This window comes from Pseudomonas sp. L13, assembly GCF_009935965.1.
Classification (GTDB): domain Bacteria; phylum Pseudomonadota; class Gammaproteobacteria; order Pseudomonadales; family Pseudomonadaceae; genus Aquipseudomonas; species Aquipseudomonas lactis.
On sequence record NZ_QODJ01000012.1, the window covers coordinates 99,927 to 112,483 of the forward strand.

General features: G+C 60.0%; 11 protein-coding genes and 1 pseudogene. 8 read left to right on the forward strand and 4 right to left on the reverse strand.

Going from position 1 to position 12,557, the window contains the following annotated elements; all coding sequences use genetic code 11:
• Window positions 1-63 precede the first annotated feature (63 nt).
• The 6 genes and pseudogenes from DK871_RS09455 to DK871_RS09480 all read left to right on the forward strand — a co-directional run bounded on the left by DK871_RS09455 (window position 64) and on the right by DK871_RS09480 (window position 5,946).
• Window positions 64-825 (forward strand): PIG-L deacetylase family protein, encoded by a 762-nt coding sequence (locus DK871_RS09455; RefSeq protein WP_161904827.1) that lies wholly within the window; start codon window positions 64-66, stop codon window positions 823-825.
• Between the two features lie 213 nt (window positions 826-1,038).
• Window positions 1,039-3,192, forward strand: coding sequence for a TonB-dependent siderophore receptor (locus DK871_RS09460; protein WP_161904828.1), 2,154 nt, complete (start codon window positions 1,039-1,041; stop codon window positions 3,190-3,192).
• A gap of 978 nt (window positions 3,193-4,170) precedes the next feature.
• Window positions 4,171-4,863: a methyl-accepting chemotaxis protein gene (locus DK871_RS29645; RefSeq protein WP_256204046.1), complete on the forward strand. Its 693-nt coding sequence runs from the start codon at window positions 4,171-4,173 to the stop codon at window positions 4,861-4,863.
• A 33-nt stretch (window positions 4,864-4,896) separates the two neighbouring features.
• Window positions 4,897-4,968 (forward strand): annotated as a pseudogene (locus DK871_RS29050) (VOC family protein); the annotation flags it as partial.
• A gap of 51 nt (window positions 4,969-5,019) precedes the next feature.
• The gene (locus tag DK871_RS09475) at window positions 5,020-5,268 is read left to right on the forward strand and encodes a DUF6429 family protein (RefSeq protein WP_003191615.1); all 249 of its coding nucleotides are present in this window, start codon (window positions 5,020-5,022) and stop codon (window positions 5,266-5,268) included.
• 57 nt (window positions 5,269-5,325) lie between these two features.
• Window positions 5,326-5,946: a LysE family translocator gene (locus DK871_RS09480; protein WP_161904830.1), complete on the forward strand. Its 621-nt coding sequence runs from the start codon at window positions 5,326-5,328 to the stop codon at window positions 5,944-5,946.
• Window positions 5,947-6,332: 386 nt separating this feature from the next.
• Here the strand turns inward: DK871_RS09480 and DK871_RS09485 are convergent, their stop codons facing one another.
• The 4 genes from DK871_RS09485 to DK871_RS09500 form a co-directional block, all read right to left on the reverse strand.
• Window positions 6,333-6,848 carry a GNAT family N-acetyltransferase gene (locus DK871_RS09485; protein WP_161904831.1) on the reverse strand — a complete coding sequence of 172 codons (516 nt, stop codon included), beginning with the start codon at window positions 6,846-6,848 and terminating at the stop codon, window positions 6,333-6,335.
• A 259-nt stretch (window positions 6,849-7,107) separates the two neighbouring features.
• Window positions 7,108-8,322, reverse strand: a complete 1,215-nt coding sequence (locus DK871_RS09490; protein ID WP_161904832.1) for an aldose 1-epimerase family protein — start codon at window positions 8,320-8,322, stop codon at window positions 7,108-7,110.
• A 226-nt stretch (window positions 8,323-8,548) separates the two neighbouring features.
• Window positions 8,549-9,505, reverse strand: a complete 957-nt coding sequence (locus tag DK871_RS09495; protein WP_161904833.1) for a fimbrial protein — start codon at window positions 9,503-9,505, stop codon at window positions 8,549-8,551.
• A gap of 137 nt (window positions 9,506-9,642) precedes the next feature.
• Window positions 9,643-10,536, reverse strand: coding sequence for a LysR family transcriptional regulator (locus DK871_RS09500; RefSeq protein ID WP_161904834.1), 894 nt, complete (start codon window positions 10,534-10,536; stop codon window positions 9,643-9,645).
• Window positions 10,537-10,630: 94 nt separating this feature from the next.
• Between DK871_RS09500 and DK871_RS09505 the strand changes: the two genes are divergently transcribed.
• Both DK871_RS09505 and DK871_RS09510 read left to right on the forward strand, forming a co-directional pair.
• Window positions 10,631-11,815: an MFS transporter gene (locus DK871_RS09505; protein ID WP_161904835.1), complete on the forward strand. Its 1,185-nt coding sequence runs from the start codon at window positions 10,631-10,633 to the stop codon at window positions 11,813-11,815.
• Window positions 11,816-11,874: 59 nt separating this feature from the next.
• Complete coding sequence (locus tag DK871_RS09510) at window positions 11,875-12,357, forward strand: VOC family protein (RefSeq protein WP_161904836.1); 483 nt, start codon at window positions 11,875-11,877, stop codon at window positions 12,355-12,357.
• The last annotated feature ends 200 nt before the right edge of the window (window positions 12,358-12,557 follow it).

The window sequence follows — 12,557 nt, forward strand, 5'->3', positions numbered from 1 at the left end:
GACAAGAGCGTCGTCCCGTCAACGGGGTACGACCCGGTATCAACCGACAAGGATGTGACACCCATGAAGCCTGCCTCCTTAAGCGAAGGCCGCCGCGGCCCCGCGCAAATCTGGAACAGTGCGCCGCAGTTGGCGCAAACCCCCATCATCTCCCTGAACACCCTGGTACCGCGCGGCGCTCGCGTGGTGGTGATCGCCCCGCACCCGGGCGATGAAGTGCTGGCATGCGGCGGTTTGCTGCAACTGCTCAGCACCCAGGAGCATCCACTGCAATTGATCTCCATCACCGATGGCAGCGCCAGCCATCCGGGCTCTCAAGTATGGCCGGCCAGCCGCTTGAGCGTGGTGCGCCCCCAGGAAAGCGCCGAGGCCCTGCGCCGATTGGGCATGCCCTTGCACAGCCTGAAATGGATTCGTGGCGGGTTTTGTGATGACGCCCTGGCCGCCCGTGAACAGCAGATGAGCCAATTCATCGCGCGCTACTTGCACCCCGGCGACGTGGTGTTTACCACCTGGCGCAACGACGGCAATGACGACCACGATGCCGTTGGCCGCGCGACTGCCAAGGCGTGCAGCCTGGTAAGCGCGCAACTATATGAACTGCCGATCTGGGCCTGGCATTGGCCGGCCCGGGAAAGCGCGGCAATGCCCTGGCAACGTGCGCGCAAGGTCCGCCTGGACACCTGGACTGTCGCGCTCAAGCTGCACGCCGCCCATGCCTACGCCAGCCAATTGGTGGGCGACCCGCAGATCGGCTTACCACCGATGCTCGCGCAAATATTGCTGGAACGCATGCGCGAGCCCTACGAAATCCTGTTCACCTGAAAGCAACCCTGTAGGAGCGAGCTTGCTCGCGAAAAACCTCAACGATAACGCGTGCGTGCTGAGTAAAACGCGGCGCCTGTGAGTCTTTCGCGAGCAAGCTCGCTCCTACAGAGTTGGGGCTTTTACCTACAGACTCAATCTGCCAAACTGATGCGAATAATTATCAACAGATTTACTATTCGCCACGGACGGCACTTGGGGAGCCCTACTTTCATGTCTGTGCAACAACGCGGCGGCAACGTTTTTACACCCAGCCTGATGGCAATCACTATTGCTCTAGCAACCTCCAATGCGGCCATTGCCGCCGACGCCGAAGCCCCGGCCACCATCGAGCTGGGCGCTACCCAGGTCTCGGGCCAACAGCTTGGCGCAACCACCGAAGGCAGCGAGTCGTACACCACCGGCTCGATGAAGACCGCGACCAAACTGCCGCTGACCCTGCGCGAAACCCCGCAGGCCGTCACCGTGATCACGCGCCAGCGCATGGATGACCAGGCTATGACCAGCATCAACGACGTGGTCAACGCCACGCCGGGACTGTTCCTCAATTACTCCAACGGCCCTGGGCGACAAGGCTTTACCGCGCGCGGTTTCGACATCGACAACCTCATGTATGACGGCATCCCCAGCGGCTACAACGGTGCCTCGGTAGGCGCCCAGCCAAACCTGGCAATGTTCGACCGCGTCGAAGTGGTGCGCGGTGCTACCGGCCTGGTGATCGGCGCGGGCAACCCGTCGGCCGCCATCAACCTGATCCGCAAGCGGCCACTGGACGAGCAAAAAGTCACGCTCACCGGCGCCGTCGGCAGTTGGGACGACTACCGTGGCGAGTTCGACGCCTCCAGCCCACTCAATGACAGCGGCACCTGGCGGGGCCGCGTCGTCACCTCCTACCGCGATGCCAACAGTTTTATCGACAAGGCCGAGCAGGGTCATGGCCTGTTCTACGCCGTCACCGAAGCCGACCTGGGTGAAGACACCACCCTGACCCTCGGTTACTCGAACCAGAAGGACAAGACCAACTACTTCTGGGGCGCTTCGATGGTCGGCCTGGATGGCCGCCACCTGGACCTGTCGCGCTCTTACAACCCAGGCACCGACTGGGAAAACAAAGACCAGGAAATCAACACCGTTTTCGCCGAGCTGCGCCAGCGCCTGGCCAACGACTGGAGCCTGCAGGTCAACGCCAACTACGCCGAACAGAACGCCTTGTTCTCCGGCTCCTACCAATCGCGCTGGACCAACAACACCCTGGCCCGCACCGTTTACCAGGCCAGCTACGATGAAAACCAGGCCGGGCTCGACGCCTTTGCCAGCGGCCCGTTCGAGGCGTTCGGCCGTAGCCATGAACTGGTGGTGGGCGCCAGCAAGCGCATCTACGACATGACCACCCACAACTACAGCCCGTACGACCTCAACTGGCCGATCAATGCGGGCAAACCGAACTTCACCCGCACCAACAATGTGCGCGAAGTCACCACCCAGGACGGTTTCTACCTGACCAGCCGCCTGAGCCTGGCCGACCCGCTGAAGCTGATCCTCGGCGCTCGCCTGGACTGGTACGACTACGACAACCGTGATGCCGCCGGCGACTACAAGGTCACCCGCAACCTCACCCGCTACGCCGGCTTGATCTACGACCTGGACGACCAGCATTCGGTGTATGTGAGCTACAGCGACATCTTCACGCCGCAAAAAGAAAAGAGCATCGCCGGCACTCCACTCAAACCCATCGTCGGTAAAAATTATGAAGTCGGGGTCAAAGGTGAATATTTTGGTGGCACGCTGAATGCCAGCGTGGCGCTGTTCCGCGTCGACCAGGAAAACCGCGCCGTGGCCGTGGTGGTGCCCAACTGCCCGCAGGCGTCCTGTTCTGTGGCCTCGGGTGAAATCCGCAGCCAGGGTATCGACTTCGAACTGCAAGGCGCCCTGACCGAAAACTGGCAGGTCGGCGGCGGCTATACCTATGCGCGCACCCACACCATCAAGGACGACGCCAACCCGCAGAAGGTCAACAAGCAGTTCGATACCGACATCCCGGAACATCTGTTCAAAGTGACCACACGCTACAACTTCCAGGGCCCGCTGGAAAAACTCCGGGTCGGCGGCAATATCTCCTGGCAGAGCCGTATGTACAACGACATCAAACTGGCGGATGACAGCTATTACCGACTCAAGCAAGGCGGCTACGCCGTCACTGACTTGATGGCAGGCTATCGGGTCAATCAACACCTGGACCTGCAGCTCAACGCCAACAACATCTTCGATCGCCACTACTACCAGTCCATCTCCAACAGTGTGGACTATGGCGGCGACTCCTATGGCAGCCCCCGCAACATGATGCTGACCGCCAAGTACAGCTTCTGAGCCTCATCGCTACTTCGGCTGCCCGCTCGGGCAGCCGTTCTTAAAGTCCCACGCCCAAATGCCGATAACGCGTGGGTAACCGGCGACAATCCTGAACATCTGCTTGACTCCACAGCGGCGCGCCTGTGTGGCACACCGCGTGCTTGCTTGACCTCGATGCCCCCTCTCATGGAGTAAGAGTGAATGCCCGTCCGTTTTCTAGAGCACTATCGCAAGGCCGACCGCATCATGCTGGCATTGATCTGGTTGATGTTGCTGTTCTCCCTCGGCCTGGCGTTCTGGCACGACACCCTCATGCAGGCCGTGATCGTCGGTGGGGGCACCGGCGTGGTGCTCACGGCGCTGTACCGCGTCATCGGCGGCACCCGCGTCATGCGCTGTGCACTGGGCGCCGGCTTGATGGTGATGGCGGCGTTGCACATCAACCAGGCGCACGGGGTGATTGAATCCCACTTCGGCATTTTCGCGCTGTTGGCGGTGCTGACCTTTTACCGTGACTGGCTGCCGATCCTGGTGGCAGCGCTGACCATCGCGGTGCATCACGTGGTGTTCCACGCGTTGCAGCACCAGGGTTTTCCGGTGTTTGTGATGGAGCATCACGGCGGCTGGACCATGGTCTTCGTCCACGCCTTCTATGTGGTGATGGAGACCATCGCCCTGCTCTACCTGGCCATCCATAGCCAGGCCGAAGCGGTGGAGAGCCAGGAAATGCTTGAGAAGATGCTCGCCGTCACCTCGCAGTTCACGGTGGAAACCGCCCAAGGTGAAGGCAAGGCTCACGTGTCCCTCGCCAAGCGTTTCGAGCACTTCCTGCAGCAACTCACCCACCTGATCGACGGCGTCGCTCGCGACTCCCATGGCCTGGGCCAGCTCGGCCAGGAACTGGCCAGCGCCAGCGGCACCCTGGAAAAAGGCGCCCGGCATCAGTTGGCACAGATCGGCGAGATGACCGGCTCGATGCAGCGCATGGAAGACGCCATGGGCCACATTACGGTGCAGGTCGAACAGGCAGTCGAACACGCGGGCCAGGCCAGCCAGCAGATTGTGCGCGGCCAGGAAAGCGTCGGCCGCGCCCAGCATGAAATCAGCCAATTGGCTTCGCGCATCAACGGCACGGAGTCGACCGTAGAATCCCTGGCGGTACAGGCTGAGCAAATCGGCTCGGTGCTGGAAGTGATCAGCAGCATCGCCAACCAGACCAACCTGCTGGCCCTCAACGCCGCCATCGAAGCCGCCCGCGCCGGCGAGCAAGGCCGTGGTTTCGCCGTGGTGGCCGATGAAGTGCGTAGCCTGGCCCAGCGCACCGCCCTCTCCACCCAGGAAATCAAGAGCATCATCGAGGGCCTGCAACACGGCAGCCGCCAAGCCGTCGAAGCCATGCACGCCAGCCGCGAAGGCGTAGAGCGCTGCGTGGCCGACAGCCAAGAGGCCGTGGACATGCTACGGGCGGTGGGCGAGGACATCGCGCACATCGACCAACTCAACGGCCACATCGTCACCACCACCCGCGAGCAGACCTCGGCCAACTTGGAGATCGTCGAGCGCTTGCAATCGGTGCAAAGCATCGCCCAGAACACCGCCGACGACGTCGAGACACTCGCGCGCAGCAGCGAACGCCTGCCACCGATCGCGGTGCGGCTGGATGCGTTGGGGCGCAGGTTTCATCCTTGAGCGTGTGGGAAATAACCCGCCAGACGTTTGCGTTTCCCAGGTGGCAGCCGGTTCCATTTTGCCGATCCGGATGGGTATGAGTTAGCGGTATGGAGTGCGGCGTGATGTTGAGCGTAAACTCAACAGGGTCTGTGTCACTCAAGCGGAGTACCCATTATGGAATACGACGAAAAACTGATTGAGGAAGCCGTACTTGCCCTGCTGACCACCTTCAGCTTTGATAACGGCAACTCATGGAAAGGCCACGACTTTCAAATAATGAACCGGCTTCACGAGCAAGGTTTTATCAGTAATCCGGTGAACAAAAACAAGTCCATTTGGTTGACGCAGGAAGGCTTGGAACGGGGTAGGCAAATTGCCGATCGGTTATTTGGCGCAGCACCTGAAGCGCTCGCGGGGCCATAAGCGCCGCCACGAATTATCAACCCACGCTGCCTTACGACCTGCCAACCCGGAGCCGCCATGGACCTCGCTACCCTCGCCCTCTTCCTCCCCGCTTGCTTCGCCCTGAACATGGCCCCCGGCCCCAATAACCTGTTGTCGGTAAGTAACGCTACCCGCTACGGCTACCGCACCTCCTGCCTCGCCGGTCTCGGCCGCCTGTTGGCCTTCGCTGGCATGATCGCCCTCGCCTCCGCTGGGTTGGCGGTGGTGCTGCAAACCTCGGAGTTGTTGTTCTACGGGATCAAGATTCTCGGCGCGGCGTATCTGCTTTACCTCGCGTATCAGCTCTGGCGCGCAGACCCGCAGCAGCAGGTGGACACCGCAACGAATAAGGTAGGGCTGTGGGCGTTGGCGCGGCAGGAGTTTCTGGTGGCGGCGGGCAACCCCAAAGCCATCCTGATCTTCACCGCCTTCCTCCCGCAATTCGTGGTGCCCGGCCAACCCATCACCGCGCAATTTGCCCTGCTGGGTGTGATGTTCCTGGCTTTGGAATGGGTCGCCATCAGCGCCTATGCCTATATGGGCCTGCATATGCGCCGCTGGTTTGCCGAGCCCAAGGGCAAGCGCCTGTTCAATCGCTGCTGCGCGGGGTTGTTGTCAGCGGCGGCGGCGGTGTTGTTGACTGCGCGCAGGGCATGAGTGAGGTGGGAGTGCCCCTGGCAGCCGACGCCGATCTAACTGTGCCCCGCGATTCCACATGTGGGAGCTGGCTTGCCTGCGATGACGGCCTGACAGGCGACACTGTTATATCGAGTACATATCCACTGCTGCGGTAACGGCCGCTTAGGGTTCCGCCCTGACGGCGGCTCACTTTTGAAAAGCCGGAATGCCGGCCCAGGCAAAAGTAAGCAAAACGCTCTTGCCCCACCACTCGGCACCTCGCCCAGGCTCGGTGTGCCCGTAATCCGCCAGCGTGGTTTGACGGGGCGCTTAAGATCAAGATCAAAAGCAGATCAAGAGCGACTCGCTTCGCATCGTGGTTACCGTCGGCTGCTACGGTCTGCAAAGTTGTGTAGATACCGACGCTATCTCAACGGCAAACCATACCTCACCTCCACCAGTGCAACACCGCCCCTTTCAAGATCGCGCTCAGTCCCGGCCTCCTCCACACACCCCGCCCGGCGATAAAATCGAATAGCCCGTTCATTACCGGCCAAGATCCACAGCATTAAACGCTCATAGCCTTGCGCCAATAGATCCTGCAAGCCGGCTTTCCACAAGGCCAGCCCAACGCCGGTTTGCCAATGCCCAGCGAGCACGTAGATAGCCATGACTTCACCTGCATTTGCCTGCGCGGCGTCTGCATCACGGCTGGCGCCCACAGCTATCCAGCCAACCACCTGCTGGCCCACCTCGGCAACCCATACCGTCGACTCACCCAAGGCAAGCGAGCGAACCCAATGGGCTTCGCGCCTAACCAGCGTTGCTTGCAACCCGCTCAAGAACTGGGCGGGCATCAGGTCACGGTAGGCATCCTGCCAACTGCTGATATGCACCTGGGCAATGGCTTTTGCGTCGGCGGGTAAGGCCCTGCGAATCATGGAAGCACTCCTGAAATACGGTTATTCCAGTATGCATGCCCGTCGATGACAGAAAACCCTGCGCTGAACACGGCCCACTATCAATACCAACCCCAATGTAGGAGCGAGCTTGCTCGCGAAAAACGTCAACGATAACGCGGGCTTCCTGAGTGAACGCGGCGCCTGTGGGTTTTTCGCGAGCAAGCTCGCTCCTACAGTTGCAGGGCGATTCCGGCTTCGATGAAGAACGCCGGGCCCCACGTGAAAGCTCCAGCCAACATCACCCCTTGGTCAGATCCACCAAAGGCGTCTGCCGCACCTCAGTCTCCCGCCCACCCTGAATCTCGCTGACCTGCTTCAAGGCTTTATCAACAGCCGCCTTATCCGCCAACAAGCTGTAGCTGATACGGAACTGTTTATGTTCCTTCGCCCCGATTGTAGGCACCAAGTTCAGTGGCCGTTGATAACGACGGTTATAGGAAAAACTCGTCCCCGGCTCCAGCCCCGTCACATAACCCTGCCCTTGGGTATCGGTGTTCTTCCACAGAGAAAACACCGGCAGTGTCTGCGTATTGAAACCCACCGACACCCCCAGGCTACCGGCCTTGTTATGCAGCACGGTCAAGGTATCGCCCTTGGCATCGGCATACGGCACCACGTTGTAAACCGTTTCGTCATAGTCCTTGGTCGGTGCGCGGTAGGTTTGCCAGTCGGCCAGTTCACCCTTGGCCTTGTCGTTGAACGGCGACACCTGCTTCACCGGCGCAACGAAACGCGCGCCCTGCTCCAGGAACGGCGTGCTGAAGTTACTGTGATACAGCGCCTGGTATTCCTTCGGATAATCGCCATTGTTGGTGAGCGTGTCGTTGAGCGCGAACATCACACTGCCAGGCTCGGTGACCAGTTCGGTCGCAACGGAGAAATCGACCTTCTTGAACGCCTGCTCCTTCAACTCGCCACGCAGGGTGATGGCGTACGGCGGTTTTTCATCGATATGCAGGGTGACTTTATTCGCAGGAATATTCGCGGCCCGACCGTGCAGGGTCAGCAACTCGCCGTTGTCGATGCCAGGGTGCCCGACCCATTCATAGCCGCAGCGGGTGACCAACTCATTGAAACCTTCCAGCCAACCCAGACCACCACGGCCATTGAGCTCGATAAAGGACGGATTGACCACTTCCTTGACCGGCGAATCCCAGCCCATGCGCACATCACCGACCGACGCCTGCAACACGTTCATGCCACGCGTCGGCACCACCGAGAGTTTCATCGTGCCGTTGTCGATATCCACGATGCTCACGCCCTCCTGCCGACCACCGTGCAAGGTGCGCAGGGTAACGCTGAAGGGCTTGTCGGTGTGGATGCCGAGTTGCTGGCTGGTGACCTGCCAGTTCTGGGCGGCTTTGTCGGTGTCGAGCAGCACGTAGTCCCAGGCCAGGGCGTGGGAGGCGGCAGAGAGTGCGCTGAGGGCAACGAGGAGTTTTAGTGGGGTCATGATGGTCGCCTTTATTGGAGTTGTGGGCGTTTTATAAACCCGATGAAACGATTCAGCAAGCTGAAAAAACGAGATTGCGCACGCAAAGGTCAAGAACAGGTTGGGAGGTTATGTCGATGCGATTACAGGCAAGCTGGAGCGAAAAAACAGTGAACCGGAAACAAACTTAATTTCTAAAAACAAATCTGCCCCATTAGTCGAGCGGGCCTCGACTCCCCTTGGCTTGTTACAGGTAGTTCATGATGAAGGTGATCTCAGTATTGGCGATGCCCGCTTTTAGATTCCCTGTCGGCAGACGATAGTACGCCGCTGATAAAGGGATTTTGAAGTCAGTACCGGTGGTCGTAAAAGCGTTGAATGCGTAAATGGTATCGAATGCAATTGGTTGCCCTGCGTCGTTCATCAACTGCAGGCCAATGCCAGTTGCTGTAGATGTGCTATTGAGTGCGACCACGCCATTTTTTGCATCAATGATGGGGGTGGTGGCTTTAAGTGAATAGGTGACTTTCTTGATGCCCGCCTGGCACTGGTTCAACGCGATGTTCAAGCTCACCGTTCGAGGTTTTGCGCCCGCCTCGCGATAGTCTTGGAGTTGATAATCATCCCCCATGGCAACGAGTACGGAGGGGGTCTGGCAGGAGGCAGCGTTCACTACAAGAGGGTTGGCCAGGTTGAATTTGTTCAGAACCAGTTCGCCTGCTTTCAGGTCACCCAAATTACCGGCAGAAATCGTGACATTCGAAGCCAAAGGGCCTGACTTGATAATTTCCAGTCGTATCGAACCGGCTGCGACACCGTAGCCTTTTGGGGGAATTGAAAACAGTGAAGGCTCATAGCGATCTAGCATACCCATCCAGATACGGAACGAGAGCCCCGTTTTGCCCATGGGGAACGTGGTTTTCGCACTGGCCGGGGTGCCTAGTGCTGGATTTACCGCCACGCCATATTGCGAGTTCGAACTGCACGACCAGCTGTGCGAGTTTAATTGCTGCGCGGTATCCTGGTAGACAACCGTGCCATCTGGTGTGTCGGCAGGGATTGTCACCGCACCACTGGCCAGGGTTTTGCCAAAGCTAAGTGTTGTAGTGCTAGGAGAGCCGTTGAAGGTACAATTCGCTGCCATCGCGTTCGATGCGCAAGCCAGCACCGCTACCGCGATAAAGGTGAGCTTTAAATATTGCATGATGAGCGTTATACCATTGGCAAAGAGCGTCGCAGCTTAAGCAAGCATCGTTTCAATAGGCATCAGGCGATTCTTAGAAACTAGCGTCCCATGCCACGACCTGTATCGATAAAAGATGACGCGCGCTTGACTGATGACTAACCGTGATAATGCTCCACCAAAAAATCCACAAACGCCCTAGTCCTCGCCGGCATCGCCCCTCCCCCCACAAACACCGCATGAATCGGCTCCACATCACCCGGATTAAACTCCTCAAGCAACACCACCAACTCCCCCCGCCTCACCTCCTCCACCACACTAAACGCCCCAATCCTCGCAACCCCCGCCCCCAGCTTCGCCAACTGCGCCAATGCCTCACCACTATTCCCTTCAATCGTCCCCGCCACCTTCAGCGAAAACTCCCGCCCCGCCACACGAAACGGCCAATCCGGCGCCGCCCTGCGGAAGTTGAAGCGCAGGCAGTTGTGCTGCAGTAAATCCTGCGGCGTCACGGGGGTGCCATGCCGTGCCAGGTAGTCCGGTGAGGCGACGATAACCTGCCCGGTAGAGCCGATAAGGCGGGCAGTCAGGGGGCTGTCGGCGAGGGGGCCGAAGCGGATGGCGACGTCGGCCTGGCCGCCGAGGATGTCCACGACTTCGTCGCCGAGCATCAGGTCGACGACAATGGCGGGATAGCGGGCGCTGAAGGCGGCGATCAGGGGGACGATGGTCATGCGGCCGTGGGCCAGTGCGGCGCTGACGCGCAAGCGGCCGCGGGGCGCGCCCTGGTCGGTGATGGCGTCTTCGACTTCGGCCATGTCGGCGAGGATGCGTCGGGCGCCGCGCAGGTAGGCTTCGCCTTCGGCGGTGAAGGTGATGGCGCGGGTGGTGCGCAGCAGCAGGCGGGTGCCGATGCGCTGTTCGGTGCGGGTGATGATGCGGCTGATGGCCGATGGTGTCAGTCCCAAGGCCCTTGCCGCGCCCGACAGGCTGCCGTGCTCGGCGACCATAGCGAACACTTCCATCTCTCCCGACCGCCCGCCAATATCCATTTGTGCCTCCTGCGCAAAGCTGTAGTTCCCCACCAAGGGCTACTGCTGCAAAAGGCAGGATTGTAGCATTTGGCTCACAGATGAGGAGTCACCCATGCGTATCAATCCCCCCCTTGTAGCATTGTCCGTCGGTGCCTTTGGCATCGGGGTCACAGAGTTCGCCCCCATGGGCATGTTGCCCGGTATCGCCGCTGATCTTGGCGTTTCCATCCCTGCTGCCGGGTTGTTGGTAAGCGCCTACGCCATGGGCGTGTTGATTGGCGCGCCGATCATGACCCTGGCAACGGCCAGGGTGCCCCGCCGTTATCTGCTGGTCGGGCTGATGGCGATTTTTACCCTGGGTAATTTGCTGTCGGCGTTGGCCAGCAACTACCAGACACTGATGATCGCCAGGCTGGTGACGTCGCTCAATCACGGGGCGTTCTTTGGGATCGGCTCGATTGTGGCCGCAAGCCTGGTGGCGCCCGAGAAACGCGCAGGCGCTGTGGCGGCGATGTTTATGGGGCTGACCCTGGCAACCATTGGCGGCGTGCCCCTGGCGACCTGGTTTGGCGAGAACTTTGGTTGGCGTACCGCGTTCTGGGGCATCAGTGGGCTTGGCGCGGTAGTGATGGCGGCGCTGTGGTGGGCCTTGCCCAATGCTCCGGCCCCTAAAGGCGGCGGGCTGATGGCGGAAATTCGTGTGCTGGGGCGCGGGCCGGTGCTGGCGGCATTGGCGCTGACCGTGGTGGGCTCAAGTGCGATGTTCACGGTATTCACCTACATCGCGCCGATTCTGCGAGACGTCACCCACGCTTCGACCAACTTCGTCACGGGGATGCTGGTGCTGTTCGGCATCGGGCTCACCCTGGGCAATGTGTGGGGTGGCAAGTCTGCGGACCGCTCGGTGGACCGCACCCTGATCATCTCGCTGGTGGTGTTGATTGCTGTGCTGTTGGCCTTTTCGGTGCTCATGCAATGGCCGCTGCCTGCGGCGTTGTCGATCCTGCTGTGGGGCGCTGCCAGCTTTGCCCTGGTGCCGCCGTTGCAGATGCGTGTGATGGAGGCCGCCAAAGACGCGCCTAACCTGGCTTCGGCGATGAACATCGGTGCGTTCAATTTTGGGAATGCGATTGGTGCGGCGTTGGGGGGTGCGGTGATCAATGCCGGGTTGAGCTATCCAGCCATTTCACTGGCAGGCGCGATCATGGCTGGGCTGGGCTTGCTGATGGTATTGGGGTTGAGCTGGCGTTCGCGGCGGGCCGACTCACGCTCTGGCAGAGAGGCGGTGCAAGCCTGAGCAGCATCGCAGGTTGTTAGTCTAGACTTCATGCACCTTCCAACCCGCGGAGCCTTGCGATGAACAACAAGAATACGATCTGCCTCTGGTACAACGGCGATGCCCTGGAGGCAGCGACCTTCTACGCCAACACCTTCCCCAACAGCGAAGTAAAGGCCGTGCACCGTGCGCCTGGCGACTACCCGGCTGGCAAACAGGGCGATGAGTTGACCGTGGAATTCACCGTACTGGGTATCCCCTGCGTGGGCCTCAATGGCGGCCCGGCGTTCAAGCACAGTGAGGCGTTTTCCTTTCAGGTGTCCACGGATGACCAGGAGGAAACCGACCGTTTGTGGCATGCCATCATCGACAACGGTGGGCAGGCGAGCGCTTGCGGTTGGTGCAAGGACAAGTGGGGGCTGTCGTGGCAGATCTCGCCGAAGGTGTTAGTCGATGCGGTTACCAGTAAAGATCCTATCGTCGCCAAGCGTGCGTTTGAGGCGATGATGAAGATGACCAAAATCGATATCGCTACCATCGAAGCCGCCATTGCCGGGAACTGAACTGCGGGCTTGCTCGCGAAGGCGATGTATCCGCTAGCACATGTGAAAACTGACCCACCGCTTTCGCGAGCAAGCCCGCTCCCACATGAAGGCATAGGTATCTACATAACTCTGCAGCTCTCAACGGTAACCACGATGCGAAGCGAGTCGCTCTTGATCTGCTTTTGATCTTGATCTCAGGCGCCCCGTTAAACCACGCT